This is a genomic window from Micromonospora sp. R77, assembly GCF_022747945.1.
GTDB lineage: Bacteria > Actinomycetota > Actinomycetes > Mycobacteriales > Micromonosporaceae > Micromonospora.
This window is the reverse complement of record NZ_JALDST010000001.1, coordinates 3,716,851-3,734,924: the sequence shown is the minus strand read 5'-3', so window position 1 is coordinate 3,734,924 and position 18,074 is coordinate 3,716,851. Positions and strand designations below refer to the sequence as shown.

At 73.5% G+C, this 18,074-nt stretch carries 13 protein-coding genes; 6 read left to right on the top strand and 7 right to left on the bottom strand.

The genetic code is table 11. The annotated features are described in order from the left end of the window. Nucleotides 1–17: 17 nt before the first annotated feature. A complete protein-coding gene (eno, locus tag MRQ36_RS17535; RefSeq protein WP_242796875.1) occupies nucleotides 18–1,301 on the bottom strand; it encodes a phosphopyruvate hydratase in 1,284 nt (427 codons plus the stop codon). Nucleotides 1,302–1,545: 244 nt separating this feature from the next. On the opposite strand from eno, the gene MRQ36_RS17530 reads away from it, so the two are divergent. The 3 genes from MRQ36_RS17530 (at nucleotide 1,546) to mgtA (ending at nucleotide 5,841) form a co-directional block, all read left to right on the top strand. Further along, nucleotides 1,546–2,238: a hypothetical protein gene (locus MRQ36_RS17530; protein WP_242796873.1), complete on the top strand. Its 693-nt coding sequence runs from the start codon at nucleotides 1,546–1,548 to the stop codon at nucleotides 2,236–2,238. Next, the gene (locus MRQ36_RS17525) at nucleotides 2,235–3,104 is read left to right on the top strand and encodes an NAD(+) diphosphatase (RefSeq protein WP_242796871.1); all 870 of its coding nucleotides are present in this window, start codon (nucleotides 2,235–2,237) and stop codon (nucleotides 3,102–3,104) included. Before MRQ36_RS17530 ends, MRQ36_RS17525 begins: the two co-directional genes overlap by 4 nt. Before the next feature lie 127 nt (nucleotides 3,105–3,231). Then, nucleotides 3,232–5,841, top strand: coding sequence for a magnesium-translocating P-type ATPase (gene mgtA / locus MRQ36_RS17520; RefSeq protein ID WP_242796869.1), 2,610 nt, complete (start codon nucleotides 3,232–3,234; stop codon nucleotides 5,839–5,841). Between the two features lie 52 nt (nucleotides 5,842–5,893). On the opposite strand, the gene MRQ36_RS17515 is transcribed toward mgtA, so the two are convergent. The 4 genes from MRQ36_RS17515 to mfd form a co-directional block, all read right to left on the bottom strand. Then, nucleotides 5,894–7,513, bottom strand: a complete 1,620-nt coding sequence (locus MRQ36_RS17515) for a DUF885 domain-containing protein (RefSeq protein ID WP_242796867.1) — start codon at nucleotides 7,511–7,513, stop codon at nucleotides 5,894–5,896. Between the two features lie 140 nt (nucleotides 7,514–7,653). Beyond that, nucleotides 7,654–8,643: a nucleoside triphosphate pyrophosphohydrolase gene (locus MRQ36_RS17510; RefSeq protein ID WP_242796865.1), complete on the bottom strand. Its 990-nt coding sequence runs from the start codon at nucleotides 8,641–8,643 to the stop codon at nucleotides 7,654–7,656. Between the two features lie 2 nt (nucleotides 8,644–8,645). Further along, nucleotides 8,646–9,422, bottom strand: a complete 777-nt coding sequence (locus MRQ36_RS17505; protein ID WP_242796863.1) for a hypothetical protein — start codon at nucleotides 9,420–9,422, stop codon at nucleotides 8,646–8,648. 53 nt (nucleotides 9,423–9,475) lie between these two features. Beyond that, on the bottom strand, nucleotides 9,476–13,120 hold the full coding sequence (gene mfd / locus MRQ36_RS17500) for a transcription-repair coupling factor (RefSeq protein ID WP_242796861.1): 3,645 nt from the start codon (nucleotides 13,118–13,120) through the stop codon (nucleotides 9,476–9,478). 138 nt (nucleotides 13,121–13,258) lie between these two features. Between mfd and MRQ36_RS17495 the strand changes: the two genes are divergently transcribed. Together MRQ36_RS17495 and MRQ36_RS17490 are read left to right on the top strand one after the other, a co-directional pair. After that, nucleotides 13,259–14,167, top strand: coding sequence for an AraC family transcriptional regulator (locus MRQ36_RS17495; RefSeq protein ID WP_242796859.1), 909 nt, complete (start codon nucleotides 13,259–13,261; stop codon nucleotides 14,165–14,167). 283 nt (nucleotides 14,168–14,450) lie between these two features. Next, nucleotides 14,451–15,365 carry a cyclase family protein gene (locus tag MRQ36_RS17490; RefSeq protein WP_242796858.1) on the top strand — a complete coding sequence of 305 codons (915 nt, stop codon included), beginning with the start codon at nucleotides 14,451–14,453 and terminating at the stop codon, nucleotides 15,363–15,365. Between the two features lie 32 nt (nucleotides 15,366–15,397). Here the strand turns inward: MRQ36_RS17490 and MRQ36_RS17485 are convergent, their stop codons facing one another. Together MRQ36_RS17485 and MRQ36_RS17480 are read right to left on the bottom strand one after the other, a co-directional pair. Further along, a complete protein-coding gene (locus MRQ36_RS17485) occupies nucleotides 15,398–16,438 on the bottom strand; it encodes a S66 peptidase family protein (protein ID WP_242796857.1) in 1,041 nt (346 codons plus the stop codon). Between the two features lie 33 nt (nucleotides 16,439–16,471). Next, nucleotides 16,472–16,879, bottom strand: coding sequence for a VOC family protein (locus MRQ36_RS17480; RefSeq protein ID WP_242796856.1), 408 nt, complete (start codon nucleotides 16,877–16,879; stop codon nucleotides 16,472–16,474). A gap of 79 nt (nucleotides 16,880–16,958) precedes the next feature. Here MRQ36_RS17480 and MRQ36_RS17475 point away from each other — a divergent pair, with 79 nt between their 5' ends. Continuing rightward, the gene (locus tag MRQ36_RS17475) at nucleotides 16,959–18,005 is read left to right on the top strand and encodes a hypothetical protein (RefSeq protein ID WP_242796855.1); all 1,047 of its coding nucleotides are present in this window, start codon (nucleotides 16,959–16,961) and stop codon (nucleotides 18,003–18,005) included. Nucleotides 18,006–18,074: the final 69 nt, after the last annotated feature.

Here is an 18,074-nt window from a genome sequence, read left to right as displayed (position 1 = left end):
TCCCCCGGAGCTACGCGTCAGGCGGAACGGTAGCGCGGGAACGCGCCCGCGCCGGCGTACCGCGCCGCGTCGGCCAGCTCCTCCTCGATCCGGAGCAGCTGGTTGTACTTCGCGACCCGGTCCGAGCGGGCCGGGGCGCCGGTCTTGATCTGGCCGCAGCCGGTGGCCACCGCCAAGTCGGCGATGGTGGTGTCCTCGGTCTCGCCGGAACGGTGGCTCATCATGCACTTGAAGCCGGCCCGGTGGGCCAGGTCCACCGCGTCCAGGGTCTCGGTGAGCGAGCCGATCTGGTTGACCTTCACCAGCACCGCGTTAGCGGCCTTCTCGGCGATGCCCCGGGCGATACGCTGCGGGTTGGTGACGAACAGGTCGTCGCCGACGATCTGGATCCGGTCGCCGACGGCGGCGGTCAGGGTGGCCCAGCCGCTCCAGTCGTCCTCCGCCAGCGGGTCCTCGATGGACACGATCGGGTAGTCGCCGATGAGCTTCGTGTAGTAGTTGCTCATCTCCTCGGCGGACTTGGCGCTGCCCTCGAAGGTGTAGGTGCCGTTGTCGAAGAACTCGGTCGCGGCCACGTCGAGCGCGAAGACGATGTCGGTGCCGACCCGGTAGCCGGCCTTCTCCACCGCCTCGGAGATCAGGTCCAGGGCGGCGGCGTTGGTCGGCAGGTTCGGCGCGAAGCCGCCCTCGTCGCCCAGGCCGGTGGAGAGGCCCTGCTTCTTCAGCACCGACTTGAGCGCGTGGTAGACCTCGGCGCCGGAGCGCAGCGCGTCGCGGAAGGTCGGCGCGCCGATCGGCGCGATCATGAACTCCTGGACGTCGACGTTCGAGTCGGCGTGCGCGCCACCGTTGAGGATGTTCATCATCGGCACCGGCAGCAGGTGCGCGTTCGGGCCGCCCAGGTAGCGGAAGAGGCTCAGCTCGGCGCTGCCGGCCGCCGCCTTCGCCACCGCCAGCGAGACGCCGAGGATGGCGTTCGCACCCAGCTCGCCCTTGTTGTCCGAACCGTCGAGGTCGATCATCTTCTGGTCGATCAGCCGCTGCTCGCTGGCCTCGTACCCGATGAGCTGGTCGACGATCTTGTCCTCGATGTTCGAGACCGCCTTCTCGACACCCTTGCCCTGGTAGCGGTCGGCGTCACCGTCGCGCAGCTCGACCGCCTCGAAGGCGCCGGTGGAGGCGCCGGACGGCACCGCGGCGCGGGCGATCGTGCCGTCGTCGAGCCCGACCTCGACCTCGACCGTCGGGTTGCCCCGCGAGTCGAGAATCTCCCGGGCGACGATTCCTTCGATGGTTGCCACTGAGTCGCTCCTCGTTTGTGTGTTCCGGTCCGTATTGGGCCGCGACGGTGCGGCTGAGGCAGGTGTTGAACGCAGCGTATCGGGCCGCGCCCGGTCGCACGTCTCCACCCGGTCCCCGGCAGGCGTACGGGGGCGAGACCGCCACCGCCCGGTCACCGTGGGTGACCCGGACATTCCCCGATTCTCGGGCGTCAACCGACAACGGGTTTGCGAGACATCCTCCACATCGACAAGGCTGGGTGCCATGCCCGCCGCCTCGACCACTCTCCGCGTGCTCGCCGCCTCGGTCATCGCGTCGCTCACGGTCACCGGCTGCCAGTCGTTGGACGACGCCGGAACCGCCCTCGGTCGCGCCGACCTGGTCAACGACCTGGCCGCGCGGATGGACCGGGCGCTGGAGCAGACCTGGGCCGCCGACTACCAGCTCGCCGGTGGGCGGACCGCCTCGATCGCCCAGACCAAGGAGCCGCTCCGCTCGTCGTACACCTGGCCGGACGGCAAGATCACGGTGACCCAGGAGGCGGTCACGACCTGCGCGGTCGCCGCCGCCCGGACCTCCTGCACGGTACGACCCCCGGTGCTCACCGCCGGCCGGCCCTCGGTCGCCGTGTACCGGGAGGCGGGGCGGCGCGGCCTGGTCACCCCGCCCGCCGTGATCCACCTGCTGACCACGGCGGCCCTCGACCCCGAGGCCAGCATCGCGCAGCACGACACCACCCTCGCCGGCAGCCCCGCCACCTGCGTGGACGTCTCCGGAGCCGGTGACCGGTTCACCGCCTGCGTCACCCCCGAAGGGGTGCTCGGCAGCTTCACCGGCACCCTCGACGGCCGGCCGGAGGAACTGGCGCTGACCACCTGGACCGACACGGTCGACCCGCGCGCGTTCGAGCCGCCGCCGGGCGCCGGCGTGGTGGACCGCCGCAACCCGAAGTCGTGACCGTCCCGGCGACCACCGCTCCGACGGCCACCGGCCCGCCCGGTGGCGGGTTCGTGCCGGGTGCCGACGGCAGCATGCCAGCAGCACCGCAGGACATCGCCGTGCCGGTCGCCGGGCGCAAACTGCTGACCGGTGTCGACGGCTCCTTCCCCCGCGTCGGTGACCTGCCGTCGGACCTCCGCCGGGTGCCGGTGGGGACGCTGGACGGCGTACCGGCCTGGGCGGCGGAGGTGGCCGACGCCGAGGAGTTGCCCGGGCGGTGGCGGAGCTGGCGTGAGCTCGCCGCCGAACTGCCCGAACCCCTCGCCACGCTCGCCGGGCGGGCGCTGGCGGTGATGACCTGGCAGCGTACCCACCGCTGGTGCGGGGCCTGCCGGACCGAGCTGGCCGACGTGCCCGGCGAGACCGCCCGACGCTGCCCCGGCTGCGACCTGTACGTGCCGATGCCGCTCTCCGCCGCCGTGCTCGTCGCGATCACCCGATCCCGCCCCGGCGGCGTCGAAGACCTGCTGCTGGTCCGGCACACGTACGGCCCGACCGAGCTGTGGGCGCTGGTCGCCGGCTTCGTCGAGGCGGGCGAGTCGCTGGAGGCGGCCGCCCACCGGGAGGTCGGCGAGGAGGTGGGCCTGACGATCGGGCCGCCCGCCTACTTCGGCAGCCAGCCCTGGGCGATGTCCGGTCCGGGCACCCTGCTGGCCGGCTTCACCGCCGTGGTCACCGACCCCGACGCCGAGCCGGTCGTGGACGGTCGGGAGCTGGCGCAGGCCCGCTGGTTCCCGCTGGACGCGCTGCCGGCGGAGCTGCCGCCCGCGTACTCGATCTCGCGCTGGCTGATCGACGCCGTCGCCGCCCGCCCGCCGCGCTGACCGCCCCTCCTTTCCGGGTCGGACGGCCCTGACCGGGTGGGTGGCGTGCGGCGGATGCTGAGCGGGGCGGTCAGGCCCGGTGTGCAATGGGTGAGGGGGCCGGTCAGTGGCTCGGACGGCGGGAACGGTGGCGGTGCGCGGAGCCGGGGCGGTACGCGACGAGGGCTGGCTGCCGGTCACCGAGGCCGGGAGCCTGCCGGTCGACCGGGTGTTCGCGGCGCTCGACAGCGAGCCTGCCGGCCTCACCGGCGAGGAGGTGCTGCGGCGCCGGGCCCGGCTGGGGCCGAACGCCGTCCGGACCCACCGGGTCTCTGCCCTCGCCGTGCTGGCCCGCCAGTTCCGTTCCGCGCTGCTGGGCCTGCTGCTGGTCGCCGCGACCGTCTCCTACTTCGTCGGCGAGCGGACCGACGCCCTGGTCATCGGGGTGATCCTGGCGGTCAGCGTCGGGTTCGGCTTCGGCAACGAATACCGGGCCGAACGGGCCGGCGCGGCGCTGCACGACCGGGTACGCCACACCGCGCCGGTGATCCGGGCCGGCCGGACCGGGGAGGTCGACGTCGTCGACCTGGTTCCCGGCGACGTCGTCCGGCTCGACCTGGGCATGGTGGTCCCGGCCGACCTGCGGCTGACCGCGGCGAACCGGCTGGAGTGCGACGAGTCGGTGCTCACCGGCGAGTCGGCGGCGGTGGCCAAGGACCCGGCCCCGGTGCCGGCCGGTACGCCCCTGGACGACCTCGCCTGCTGCGCGCTGATGGGCACCGTGGTCCGGGCCGGATCCGGCGTCGGGGTGGTGGTGGCGACGGCCGGGCACACCGCGTTCGGGCGGATCGCGGTGGGGCTCGGCGAACGGCAGGGCGAGACGGAGTTCCAGCGGGGACTGCGCCGCTTCTCGCTGATGCTGGCCCGGGTGGCGGGCGTACTGACCGCGGTGATCTTCGTGATCAACCTGGTGCTGCACCGGCCGGTGATCGACGCGGTGCTGTTCAGCCTGGCCATCGCCGTGGGCATCACCCCGCAACTGCTCCCCGCCATCGTCACCGCCAGCCTGGCGGCGGGCACCCGCAGCCTCGCCCGGCGGCGGGTGCTGGTGAAGCGGCTGGTCTGCGTGGAGGACCTGGGCAACGTCGAGGTGCTGTTCACCGACAAGACCGGCACGCTCACCGACGGTCGGCTCAGCCTCGCCGAGACGCTGGGCCCGGACGGACACCCCTCGGACGCGCCGCTGCTGGCCGGGCTGCTCGCCAACGAGGCGGCCACGGATGCCGACGGCAACCCGATGGACCGGGCGCTGTGGGCGGCGCCCGGCGCGGCGGGGCAGCCGGTGGCCGCGTACCGGCGGGTGGCGCTGCTGCCCTTCGACCACCAGCGGCGGCGGGTGAGCGTGCTGGTCGACGGGCCGGACGGGCGGATCCTGGTGACCAAGGGCGCGGCCGAGGAGGTGCTGGCGCTCTGCCACGACGTACCCGATGCGGCGCGGGCGGTGCTCGCGGAGCGGCTGGCCGGCGGTGGCCGGGTGGTCGCGGTGGCCCGCCGCCCCGCTCCCGGAGCGACCACGCTCGGCCCGGACGACGAACGGGACCTCTCCTTCGGCGGCCTGCTGGTCTTCCTCGACCCGCCGAAGGCGGACGCCCGGGCGGCGCTGGACCGGCTCGCCGGCCTCGGCGTCACGGTCAAGGTGCTCACCGGTGATCATCCGGCGGTGGCGGTCCGGGTCTGCCAGCAGCTCGGCCTGCCGGTGACCGGGGTGCTGACCGGCGCCGAACTGGCCGGGCTGGACGACGCCGCGCTGGGCGCCGCGATCGGCCGGACCAGCGTCTTCGCCCGGGTCTCCCCCGAGGACAAGGCCCGGCTGGTACGCGCCCAGCGGGCCGCCGGACGCGACGTGGCCTTCCTCGGCGACGGCGTCAACGACGCGCTCGCCCTGCACGCCGCCGACATCGGCATCTCGGTGGACACCGGCACCGACGTGGCCCGGGACGCGGCCGACGTGCTACTGCTGGAGAAGGACCTCGACGTGCTCGCCGACGGCGTCACCGAGGGGCGGCGGATCTTCGCCAACACCATCAAGTACGTGCTGATGGGCACGTCCAGCAACTTCGGCAACATGTTCAGCGCCGCCGGGGCCTCGGCGTTCCTGCCGTTCCTGCCGATGCTGCCGTCGCAGATCCTGCTCAACAACCTGATCTACGACCTGAGCCAGGTCGCCATCCCCACCGACCGGGTCGACGCCGACCAGCTCGCCCGGCCGGCGCACTGGGACCTGCGGGAGATCCGCCGGTTCATGCTGACCTTCGGGCCGCTCTCCTCGCTCTTCGACTTCCTCACCTTCGCGCTGCTGCTCGGCGTGCTGCACGCCGGCCCGGTGGAGTTCCGCACCGGCTGGTTCGTCGAGTCGCTGGCCACCCAGACCCTGGTGGTCTTCGCCATCCGCACCCACACCAGCCCGTTCTGGCGCAGCCGGCCCAGCCGTCCGCTGTTCGCCGCCGCGCTCGCCGCGGTGGCGGTGGCGTGGCTGATCCCCTACCTGCCGGTGGCCGGGCCGCTCGGGTTCCACCCGCTGCCGGTGGGTTTCCTGGCGGTGCTGGTCGGGCTGGTGCTGGCGTACCTGGCGCTGGTGGAGTTCACCAAGCGGGCCCTGTTCGCGTCGTCGGACCTGCTGCGCCCCAGCCGCCGCCCGCCCGAGGCGGTACGCCGCCGCCGTACGCACCGTCGGGCGGCGCGCTTCAGCACCCGGTGAGGAGTGAGAGGGGAACCCTTCTCTACGGGAGGCGTTAAGAGGGGGCCCCTCCTTACACCCCCAGCAGGGTGCGCAGGTGGCGGGGCGGGGGGCAGTCGTGGGCGAGCATCGCGTCGTGCCAGTCGCGTACCGGCACCTCGACGGGGCGGGCCGCGGCGATGTCGGCCATCTCGCTGTAACCCACGAAGTAGGTGGAGAGCTGCGTGGAGGTGAGCAGCGCGCGCCGCCACTTGCCGGCCGCCTCGCCCTCCTCCTGGAAGCCGCGCCCGGTCATCAGCGCCATCGCCTCGGCCTCGGACATGTCCTCGCAGTGCACGAGCTGGTCGAGCAGCGCGTTGATGGTCATCCGGAGCTGCATCTTGAGCTGCTGCAGACGCACCGGCAGGCCACCGAAGCCGAGCCCCGCCATCAGCTCCTCGGTGTAGACCGCCCAGCCCTCGATGAACACCCCGGACTCGGTGAGCGCGCGGACCCGGGTGGGGCCGGCGTACCGGCGGGCGTGGGCGAGCTGGAGGAAGTGGCCGGGCATCGCCTCGTGCACGGTCAGGTTGCGGATCATGTGGTCGTTGTACTCGCGGTAGAACGACTCGACCCGCTGCGCGGGCCACTCCGCCGGGGTGGGTGCGATGCAATAGAAGGTGGGCAGGTTCGCCGTCTCCAGCGGGCCGGGCGAGTCGCAGTAGGCGACCGCGACGCCCCGGGCGAACTCCGGCATCTCCTGGATCACGCACGGGTCGTCGACCAGGCTGATCAGGTCGTGCGCCCGGACGAAGTCGCTGGCCTCGTCGAGGGTGACCGAGGCGAGATCCACGATGGAGTGGTCGTCGGGGTGCTCGGCGGCGAGCAGGTCCAGCGCCCGGCGTACCGTCCCGTCGTCGGCCGGACCGCCGACCAGCTCGACGGCCGCCGCGCGGATCTCGTCGGTGACCCGCTCCAGGTTGGCCCAGGCGCGGCGCTGCACCTCGGCGGCGCCCAGCTCGGTGTCGAGGGTGTGCCAGAGCCGCGCCTCCCAGCGCCGCCGGCCCAGCCGGGGGTCACGCCCCGGCCCGGCATCGGCCGCCAGGCCCATCCGCAGCCAGGCCACGAACTCCTCCAGCGCGGCGATCGCCCCGGCCGCCGCCGGCGCCACCCGGTCGTGCAGCGCGGGTGCCTCGGCCAGCAGCCGGGGCACCTCGTCGCGGACCAGCGCCGCCGCGCCGGTGAACTGCCCGACCGCCGTCTCGGCGTGGATCCGCGGCATGTCGCGCAGCGTCGCGCGCGCGGTCGCCAACGCATCCGGTACGGCCGACAGCCGCCCGGCCAGGTGCGTCAGCCGCTCGTCCACCGGCGCGTACGGGCGGGCGAGCAGGGCGTGCAGCAGCGGGCCCGGGTTGTGCCGCAGCGGATCCCACTCGTGCGAGCGGATCTCCGTCGACTCGAACAGCCCTCGGTCCACGAGGGAGCTGAGCAGCGCGTGGTCGACCCGTTCCTCGACGTCCAGCGCGTCCGCGTCGATCTCGGAGAGCGCGTCGGCCGCGTCCCGCAGCATCGCCTGGTCGGCGGCGACCCCGTCCACGGACAGGTCCGGCAGCCGACCGTCGTACCGGTGGTCACCGACGGAGGTGGCCAACCCCGGCCGACTCTCCAACACCGCCTCGACGATCCGCTCCGCGAGCGGCACGAACTCTTCCACCCCCCGACCCTACCCACCCCCACGCTCCCCACCCGCCCCGCGCCCACCCGCCACCCGCCCTGCGCCCACCCCGCCACCCGCCCTGGTGATCATGAGGTTAGCGGCACAGGAACGGGCATTTCACCCCGCCAACCTCATGATCACCGGGAGGTGTCGGGGGTGGTGGGTTCGGCGAGGCGGATGGCTTGGGCGTGGGCGAGGGTGGTGCGGCGGAGGGCGGCCTCAGGGTCGAGGCCGGCCTCGCGGGCGGCGGCGACGGTGGCCAGGAGGGTGGCGCCGAGGTGTGCCTCCGGGTCGGCCTCGGGGTCGGCGAGCGGCGGTGGGACCGTCAGGCCGATCCGGTTGGCGCGGTCGAGGATCTTGGCGGCGAGGGCGAGGGCCGGCTGGCTCAGGGCGATGCCGTCCAGCACCGAGTCGCGGGCCTTCTCGGCGCGCTTGATCCGCTCCCAGTTCGCCTCGATCTCCTCCAGCGAACCGGTCGCCGCGCCGGCGAAGACGTGCGGGTTGCGGCGGACCATCTTGTCGACCAGCACGCCGGCCACGTCGTCGACGTTCCACCGCTCGCCCTCGGGCAGGTTCTCCGCCAGCCGGGCGTGCAGCAGCACCTGGAGCAGCACGTCACCCAGCTCCTCGCGGAGCGCGTCGGTGTCGTCGGCGCTGATCGCGTCGTACGCCTCGTAGCACTCCTCGATCAGGAAGCCGGCGAGACTGCGGTGCGTCTGCGCCAGCTTCCACGGGTCACCACCCGGCGAGGCCAACCGGTCCATCACCTCGACCGCGTCGAGCAGCCGGGCGCCGGGCGGGTCCCACGAGCCGTACATCAGCTCCAGCTCGGCCAGGCCCGGTTCGCGGGCCAGGCGCAGCCCCAGCTCACGGGCCAGCGCCTGGTCGCCGGCCGGGCCGGCCAGCCAGACCGCCGTGCCGTGCGCGGCCACCGCGTCCAGCAGCGCCTGGGTGGCGCCGCCGTCGACCACCTCGACCTCGGCGCCCGCCGCGCGGATCGCGGTGGTCAGCTCGCTCTCCGCACCGGCCAGCACCGGGGCGGAGCGGACCACGTCCCACGCGGCGGCGGTCAGCAGACCGGCCGGCAACCGGGGCGAGGTGACCAGCAGGACGATCCGCGCGGTCATGCTCAGGAGGCGTCCGGGGCGGTCGCCGCCGGGGTGGCCTCCGGCTCCGGGGTGGATACCTCGGTGACCTGGTCACCGCCCTCGACGTACGGCAGGTCGTACTGGCGGAAGCCGTTCTGGGTCTGCAGCAGCGCCGGGACGGCGAGGGTGTAGCGCGGGTTGACGTTGACGTCGAGCTTCTCCGCCTCGCCCTGCAGTGCCACGCTCACCGCCGACACCTGGCGGGTGAAGGTCGCCTGCTCGAACTGCTGGCGCTGCTCCTCGACCGACCAGCCGGCCGGGGCGATGCCGGCCTTCACCAGTGCCTGGTAGAGGCTGGCGCGGGAGGCGTCGGTCAGGTCGGCCGGCGGCAGGCCGGCCTCCAGCGCCAGGTAGAGGTCGTACCACTCGGCGGCCAGCTTCGCGTACTCGGTGTTCGGCACGCCCAGCTCCTTGCCGAGCTGCTCGGCGGTGAGCTGGTCCTTGACCTCCACCTTCTTCTCCTCGGCGACCCGCTTGCCCAGGTCGATGCCGACGAGCAGGTTGAGGATGTCCTGCCGATCCACGTTGATCTTGAGCTGCTCCGGCTTCGGGGTCGCCCCGGTCTGCGCGGCGGCGGCCCGGACCGACTTCTCGTACGTCGTCTGGGCCTCGGCCTGGATGGCGTCCACCCGGTCGATCGAGTACGTCGTGTTCCCCACGTAGGCGGCGACGTCCGGCGACGTCCGCCCGCAAGCGGCGAGCGGGAGCACGGCGAGGGCCGCGACGCTGGCGGCGGCGATGAGACGGCGAGCACGCATGACGGTCACTCTCTCACGCCCGGTACGCGGCTGTGACGCCGCCCACCGCCCTCTCACCGCGCCCCCGCCTTCGCCGGCTCGGCCTTCGCCGGCTCGCCCAGGACGTCGGAGAGCAGCTGGGCGCACCACTCCAGCAGCGCCTGGTCGCGCAGCGGCTCGCCGCCGACGCGGCGGGTGCTCGGGCGGGGCACGCTGACCTGGTCCAGGGCCTGCTTGTAGACCGAGTCCGGGTGGTAGCGCTTGAGCCGCAGCTGCTTCGAGTCCGGCAGCGGCAGCGGACCGAACCGGATGTGCTTGCCCTGCATGCTGACGTCGGTGAGGCCGTACCGGCGGGCCAGCAGCCGGAACCGGGCCACCGCGACCAGGTTCTGCACCGGGGCGGGCGGCTCGCCGTACCGGTCGGTCATTTCGGCGACCACCTCGCGCAGCCGCTCGGCGTCGCGGGCCTCGGCGAGCTTGCGGTACATCTCCAGGCGCAGCCGCTCCACGGCGACGTAGTCGTGCGGCAGGTGCGCGTCGATCGGCAGGTCGACCTTGACCTCGGTCTCCTCCTCGGGGCTCTCGCCCTTGAACGCCGACACCGCCTCGCCGACCATCCGGACGTACAGGTCGAAACCGACGCCCTCGATGTGGCCGGACTGCTCGCCGCCGAGCAGGTTGCCGGCGCCCCGGATCTCCAGGTCCTTCATCGCCACGTACATGCCGGCGCCCAGCTCGGTGTGCTGGGCGATGGTGGCCAGCCGCTCGTGGGCGTGCTCGGTGAGCGGCTTCTCCGGCGGATAGAGGAAGTACGCGTAGGCCCGCTCCCGGCCCCGGCCGACCCGGCCGCGGATCTGGTGCAGCTGGGCCAGGCCGAGCAGGTCGGCCCGCTCCACGATCAGGGTGTTGGCGTTCGGGATGTCGATGCCGGACTCCACGATCGTGGTGCAGACCAGGACGTCGAACTCCTTCTCCCAGAAGCCGACCATGACCTTCTCCAGGGCGTCCTCGCCCAGCTGCCCGTGCGCCACGGCGACCCGCGCCTCGGGCACCAGCTCGCGGATCCGGCGGGCCGCCCGGTCGATCGACTCGACCCGGTTGTGCAGGTAGAAGACCTGCCCGTCGCGGAGCAGCTCGCGGTGGATGGAGGCGGCCACCTGCCGGTCGTCGTACGCCCCGACGAAGGTCAGCACCGGGTGCCGCTCCTCCGGCGGGGTGGCGATGGTGGACATCTCCCGGATGCCGGTGATCGCCATCTCCAGCGTCCGCGGGATCGGGGTGGCCGACATGCTCAGCACGTCGACCGAGGCGCGCAGCGTCTTCAGGTGCTCCTTGTGCTCGACGCCGAACCGCTGCTCCTCGTCGATGATCACCATGCCGAGTTGCTTGAACCGGGTCGCGGTCTGGAGCAGCCGGTGGGTGCCGATGACGATGTCGACGGTGCCGTCGGCGACCATCTCCAACGTCCGCTCGCTCTCCTTCGGCGTCTGGAACCGGGACAGCTGCCGGATCGTCACCGGGAACTGGCTCATCCGCTCGGCGAAGGTGTTGTAGTGCTGCTGCACCAGCAGGGTGGTCGGCACCAGCACGGCGACCTGCTTGCCGTCCTGCACCGCCTTGAACGCGGCCCGGACCGCGATCTCGGTCTTGCCGTACCCGACGTCGCCGCAGATCAGGCGGTCCATCGGGACGGTCTGCTCCATGTCCCGCTTGACCTCCTCGATGGCCGCCAACTGGTCGGGCGTCTCCTGCCAGGGGAAGGCGTCCTCCAGCTCCCGCTGCCACGGGGTGTCGGGTGCGAACGAGTGCCCCTTGGACGCCTTGCGGGCGGCGTAGAGCTGGATCAGCTGGGCGGCGATCTCGCGGACCGCCTTGCGGGCCCGGGCCTTCGACTTCTGCCAGTCGGAGCCGCCCATCTTGTGCAGGGTGGGCTGCTCGCCGCCGACGTACCGGCTCAGCTGGTCGAGCTGGTCGGTGGGGACGAAGAGCCGGTCGCCGGGCTGGCCGCGCTTGCTGGCGGCGTACTCGATGACCAGGTATTCCCGGCTCGCGCCGTTGACGGTGCGCTGCACCAGCTCGACGTACCGGCCGATGCCGTGCTGCTCGTGCACGACGAAGTCGCCGGCCTTCAGCTCCAGCGGGTCGATGGTGTTGCGCCGCCGGCTGGGCATCTTGCGCACGTCCCGCATGGAGGTGCCCCGACCGCCGCTGACGTCGTTGCCGGTGAGCAGCACGAACTTCGACGCCTCGTCGACGAAGCCGGCGGTCAGGCAGCCGCAGGAGACCAGCACCTCGCCGGGGGCGGGCGCGGCCGGCACCTGGTCGGTGAGCCGGGCGCCGAGGCCGGCGTCGCGGAGCACCTCGACGGCCCGCTGGGCGGGGCCGTGCCCCTCGAAGACCAGCGCGATGGACCAACCCTCGCCGGCCCAGCGGGTCAGGTCCTCGACCACCCGGGCGGTCTCGCCGTGATAGAGCGGGGCGGGCTGGGCGGCCAGGCTCACCGCGATCGCGTCGTCGGGGGTGACGTCGACCTCGGTCGGGGCGTCCTCCCACGGCTGCCGGGCGGTCGCCGAGTCGGCCTCGACGAGCCCGAACGGGGCGAGGGTCCACCACGGCTGGCGCAGGGCGCGGGCGGTGGCGCGTACCTCGGCCAGGGTCTTGAAGGCGGCGGCGCCGAGGTCGACCGGGGCCTGGCCGCCGACGGCGGCCGCGGCCCAGCTGGCCTGGAGGAACTCCTCGGAGGTACGCACCAGGTCGTGCGCCCGGGTGCGGATCCGCTCCGGGTCGCAGAGCAGGACGTGGGTGCCGGCCGGCATGCAGTCCAGCAGCAGTTCCAGGCTCTCGTCGCCGAGCAGCGCCGGGACCAGCGACTCCATCCCCTCGACGGGGATGCCCTCGGCCAGCTTGTCGAGGATCTCGGCCAGCTCGGGGTGCTCCTGGGCGAGCGCGGCGGCCCGCTTCCGCACCGACGGGGTGAGCAGCAGCTCCCGGCAGGGCGGTGCCCAGAGCATGGCCACGCCCTCGATGGTCCGCTGGTCGGCGACGGCGAAGGTGCGGATCTCCTCCACCTCGTCGCCCCAGAACTCGACCCGGGACGGGTGCTCGTCGGTGGGCGGGAAGACGTCCAGGATGCCGCCGCGCACGGCGAACTCGCCGCGCTTGGTGACCAGGTCCACCCGGGCGTACGCCATGTCGGTGAGCCGGCGGGCGACCTCCTCCAGGTCCGCCTCGTCGCCGGCGGCGAGCTGCACCGGCTCCAGGTCGCCGAGCCCCTTGAGCTGCGGTTGCAACAGTGACCGGACGGGCGCCACGACCACCCGCAGCGGCCCGGTACGGCCGTGCGCGTCGGCGGACTCCGGGTGCGCCAGCCGGCGCAGCACCGCCAGCCGCCGCCCGACGGTGTCGGAGCGGGGCGAGAGCCGTTCGTGCGGCAGCGTCTCCCAGGACGGGAAGACCGCCACCTGCTCCGACGGCAGCAGGCTGCCCAGCGCGGCGGCCAGGTCGTCGGCCTCCCGGCTGGTGGCGGTGACCGCGAGCACCGGTCGCCCGGCGCCGCCCCCGGCCTCGTCGACCGCGACGGCGGCGACCGCGAAGGGGCGCAGCGCCGCCGGGGCGGTCAGGTCCAGGCCGTCGACCTGGGCGGCACCGGAGCGTGCCAGGTCGCGGGCCCGGGCCAGCCCGGGATCGGCCAGGGCGGCGGTGAACAGTCCGGTGAGCATGCGTTCTTCACTTCCCGCGGATGGCACACGACGATCACCCCGCGCCCGGTCTGGACGGGGGGTCTGCGGATTCGACACTATCTCTTCCGGGGGACGATCGGCCGCCACGACGGTCGGCGGAACACCTGGGGGGAACGAATGCCTGAGGGAACCGGGAGCGATCCGCGCCGCAGGACCACGCCGGCCCGGTGGCGGGTGCTCGGCCACCCGGACGGGATGCTGGTCTACCAGGTCCGGTGCATCGTCGAGAACCACGGCTGGACGGAAACCGTCGACGACGGCCGTTACAAGATCGTCCTGGGCCGCTCCGGCGCGTACCACCACCGGCTCAACGGGCGGACGACGGTCATCGACCCCACCTCGGTGCTGATCACCCGGCCCGGTGACGAGCAGGCGGCGGCCCATCCGTACGGCTGCGGCGACTCGTACACCTGCCTGGAGATCGACCGGGAGGTGCTGGCGGACCGGCCGGACGGGGCCGGCTGGCTCGACCGGTCCGGCTGGAACGGCCACTCGGACGCCTCGCTGGACCTGGCGCACCGGTTGCTGGTGGCGGAGTGCATGCGCGGGCTGGACCGGTTCGAGATGGCCGAGCGGCTGCACCGGTTCCTCGGCCGGCTGCTCCAGCACAGTGCCCTGGCCGGGGACGACGCCGGTACCGAGATCGACCGGGCGGTACGGCGGCGACCGGCGACGATGGCCGCGCACCGGCGCCTCGCCGACCGGGCCCGCGAGGTGCTGGCCACCTCCGACTTCACCCTGGGCCTCGCCGAGGTGGCCCGGGAGGTGGGCGCCTCGCCGCACCACCTCAGCCGGGTCTTCCAGCGGGTCACCGGCAGCAGCCTCACCGCCTACCGGAACCGGCTGCGGGTCCGGGCGGTGCTGGACAACCTCGCCGAGCCGGACGGGCCGCCGCTGGGCCGGCTGGCCAGCGACTACGGCTTCACCGACCAGGCGCACCTGACCCGGGTGGTCCGGGACCAGGTCGGCCATCCGCCGGCCCGGCTGCGCAAGCTGCTCATCCCGAAGCAGCCGACCGCCGACTGACCCCGGATCCGCGCACATTTTTACAAGAGCACGGCCGCACCCGAAGGCGAAGATTGATCGCGTCAGCCCGGAACGGGCCGCCCGGGAAGGCGGCCGGACGGGGGCACGCGGACCTTTTCGGGGGGGTCCGACACCCCCCTGCCGGGCCCCCCGGTCGCCCACCTCGTGGCGACCGGCGAAGGTGCCGTGCAGCCCCCTGCACGGCACCTTCACTCTTTCCCCGGGCCGCCGGTCCGCGCGGGCGGATCTTGACCGGGTACGGCGGGCGTGGTGCGCTGGAGCCATGACGGGGCAGCAGTACCGGGCGCAGTTCGCCGCGGAGATCACCTTCGCCAACGGCGGCGGGTTGCGGACCGAGGGTTTCCGGCTGGACATCCCGGGATCGGACATCGCCGACGACGAGCTGGCCGCGCTCCTGGTCCGGCACCTCGGGCTGCTCATGGTGGCCGAGGTGCGGATCACCGACAAGACGATCATCGAGGAACCGCACAAGGGCGGCCGGGGCGTGGCCACCGCCGCCGTCCCCGGCCCGCGCCGGCTGGTCGAGTTGAGTCACCTGGTCACCGACGGGATGACCACGCTGCCCGGCTGGCCCGGGCCACGGATCACCGACTGGCTGACCCGGGAGGCGTCCCGGGTGAACTACGCCCCGGGCGTCGAGTTCCACGTCGCCCGGATCGACATGATCGCCAACACCGGCACCTACCTGGACACTCCCGCGCACCGCTGGGCCGACGGGCCCGACCTCGCCGGCACCCCGCTGGACCGCCTCGCCGACCTGCCCGGGGTGCTGGTCCGGGTGCCGGCCGGCACCCGCGCGGTGGACCCGCTGCTGCTGGCCCCGTACGAGGTCGCCGGGCGGGCGGTGCTGCTGCACACCGGCTGGGACGCGCACTTCGGCACCGACCGGTACGCGGCCCCCGACGCGCCTTACCTGTCCGGGGACGGCGCCCGGTGGCTGGTCGAGGCGGGGGCCGCCCTGGTCGGCATCGACTCGATCAACATCGACGACATGAGCCCGGCGGCGCGCGGCGAACGGCCCGCGCACAGCGCGCTGCTGGCCGCCGGCGTCCCGATCGTGGAGCACCTGACCGGCCTGGACGCGCTGCCGCCGACCGGTTTCCGGTTCACCGCCGCCCCGCCCCGGGTGGCCGGCATGGGCACCTTCCCGGTCCGCGCCTTCGCCACGATCGACTGAAGCCTCCGCCCGGCCGGAGTCGATGGTGACCGTCAGTAGCGCACCGAGATCCGCCGCTCGACCGCGTCGACCCGGACCTCGCCGCCGTACGGGACGATCAGCTGTGGGTCGGTGTGGCCCAGGTCGACGTCGAAGACCACCACCGGGTCGTCCGCGTAGTCGGCCAGCACCCGGGTGACCGCCGCCCGCTGGTCGTCGGCCCACGTCCGCCGCTCGGGCACGGTGTGCGGCCGGTCGAAGTCCCACGCCTTGGCCCGGCCGACCAGCACCGCGGGGAAGCCGGCGAGCAGCCCGCGCTCGCCCATGTTGCGCAGGATGCGGAACACCTCCTGGGCCGAGGGCAGCTCGTTGGAGGTCTCGAAGACCAGCACCGAGCCGGCCAGCTCCGCAGCGGAGGGCACCCGGTCGGTGGCCAGCAGCCAGTGCAGGATCTCCAGGCAGCCGCCCCAGGTCCGGCCCTGCACCACCCTCGACGGCCCCTGCCAGCGCCAGCCCTCGCCGGGCAGCATCTCCGGCTCGTCCGCCAGGGTCTCCGGCCGGTCCCACGGGTTCGGCCGGTCGCCCCACTCGGGGGCGGGGGTCAGCTCGTACCAGCCGGTGGTGAAGAGGGCGGCGCGCAGCGAGTCGAAGGTCAGCGGGTGCGGCTTCCCCGGCCGACCGAGGTGCACCAGCACCGAACCGCCGTGGTAGGCGACCTGACCCAGTCGGTACAGGTGGTTGAGGACATTGGTGTTGTCGGAGTAGCCGAAGTACGGCTTCGGGTTGGCGCGCAGCACCGCGTCGTCCAGGTGCGGGATGACGGTGATCAGGTCGTCCCCGCCCACGGTGGCGAGCACGGCGGTGACCGTCGGGTCGGCGAACGCGGCGGTCAGGTCCCGCGCCCGGTCGCGCGGGTCGGCGCCCATCACCCGGGTGGTCGGATACTCGACCGGTTCCAGGTCGAACTCCTCGCGCAGCCGGCGCAGCCCCAGCTCGTGCACGTGCGGGAAGAGGGCCGGCAGCCCGCGCGAGGGTGACACGACGGCGACCCGGTCACCGGGCCGGGGCTTCGGCGGATAGCGCGGCACGTCCATGTCGGGACGCTATCGGGCCCGGCCAAGTGATTTTCAGACGGTCTGACCGACCTCGATGAGGTGGCCGTCGGGATCGCGCAGGTAGCAGCGGATCTCCGCACCCCGGTCCTGGGGCGGGGTGAGGAAGACCGCGCCGCGGGCGGTCCACTCGGCGTGCACGGCCCGGATGTCGGCCACCCGGATGTTGAGGAACGCGCTGGTCCGGTGCGGGTCGGGCGGCGTCTCCAGCACGACGTCCGGCTTGTCCTCGGTGGGCCCGCCGCCGACGTTGATGATGATCCAGCTGTTCGCCAACCGGACCATCGACGGTTCGCCCTCCCGCACCACCGTGCCGCCGAGGACGTCGGCGTAGAAGGCCGCCGACCGGGGCACGTCGGCGGCCACCACGAAGTGGGTGAGCAGGATGCCCTCGGCCGGGACCGGCAGGTCGTCGTGTGCCACGGACCCAGCCTGGCAGCATCGGCCGGGCAGGACGGCGAAACCATCCGATCCCGGCGAACCGCAGCCCTAGGCTGACCGTGTGGACGAGGAGGAGCAGGAGCTTTCCGTACGCGACTGGCTGCCGCGCACCGCGGCGCTGCTGGTCGGCACGCTGGCCCTGGCCACCGCGTTCATCGCGGCCTACGTGGGGGCGCTGCACCAGCCCACGCCGCGCGACGTGCCGGTCGGGGTGGTCCTCGGCGACCAGCGCGCGCAGGCGGTGCTGGCCGCCGTGCGCGGCCAGACCGACAAGATCAAGCCCATCGAGTACGACGACCCGGGCGCCGCCGCCGACGGCCTCACCGCCCGCGAGGTGTACGGGGTGCTCACCACGGGCCCCGACAACGGGTTGCGCCTCACCACCGCCAGCGCTTCCGCCCCGGCCGCCGCCGAGCTGGTCACCCAGGTGCTCACCCAGGCGGCCCGGCAGGCGAACCTGCCGCTGCAGGTCACCGACGAGGTGCCGGTGGAGCGGAGCGACCCGCGCGGCCTCGTCCCGTTCTATCTGGCGGTCGGCCTGGTGCTCGGCGGCTATCTCGCCTCCACCGCGCTGGGCCTGAAGACCGGCACCAGCCCGGTCAGCCTGCCCCGGGCCGGGCTGCGGGTGGCCGCGCTCGCCGTCTACTCGGTGGTGCTCGGCATCATCGGCGCGACCATCGTCGGCCCGATCCTCGACGTCTGGCACCACGACATACCCGCCGTCGCGGCGGTCGGCGCGCTGGCGGTCTTCGCCGCCGCGATGGTCGCCACCGCCGTACAGGCGTGGCTCGGCCTGCTCGGCACCGGCCTGGTGATCCTGCTGCTGGTGGTGCTCGGCAACCCCGGCTCCGGCGGCATCTACGCCCCGGAGTTCCTGCCGACGTGGATGCGCGGCATGCACCGGTGGAACGTCCCCGGACTGGCCACCGACCTGATCAAGTCGGCGGTCTACTTCGACCGCCGGTCGATGGGCTGGACGCTGTCCGGGCTGACCATCTGGGCACTGCTCGGCGCGCTCGGCCTGGTCACCGCCACGATCTTCCATGCCCGTCGGCGCGCCGTCCGCGCCGCCCGGACCAGCACCGGAGCGCCGTCCACCGACGGTTGAGCCGACTTGATCCGTCCCAGAGTGCAGATCATCACGGAATCCGGCTGCTCCTGTCCGGCCCGACGCGGA

Excerpts from the sequence above, each read along its gene's own strand:
- MRQ36_RS17490 (WP_242796858.1), top strand. The coding sequence starts at position 14,451 with ATGACGGGGCAGCAGTACCGGGCGCAGTTCGCCGCGGAGATCACCTTC.
- MRQ36_RS17495 (WP_242796859.1), top strand. The coding sequence starts at position 13,259 with ATGCCTGAGGGAACCGGGAGCGATCCGCGCCGCAGGACCACGCCGGCC.
- MRQ36_RS17510 (WP_242796865.1), bottom strand. The coding sequence starts at position 8,643 with ATGACCGCGCGGATCGTCCTGCTGGTCACCTCGCCCCGGTTGCCGGCC.
- MRQ36_RS17485 (WP_242796857.1), bottom strand. The coding sequence starts at position 16,438 with ATGGACGTGCCGCGCTATCCGCCGAAGCCCCGGCCCGGTGACCGGGTC.
- MRQ36_RS17530 (WP_242796873.1), top strand. The coding sequence starts at position 1,546 with ATGCCCGCCGCCTCGACCACTCTCCGCGTGCTCGCCGCCTCGGTCATC.
- mfd (WP_242796861.1), bottom strand. The coding sequence starts at position 13,120 with ATGCTCACCGGACTGTTCACCGCCGCCCTGGCCGATCCCGGGCTGGCC.
- MRQ36_RS17505 (WP_242796863.1), bottom strand. The coding sequence starts at position 9,422 with ATGCGTGCTCGCCGTCTCATCGCCGCCGCCAGCGTCGCGGCCCTCGCC.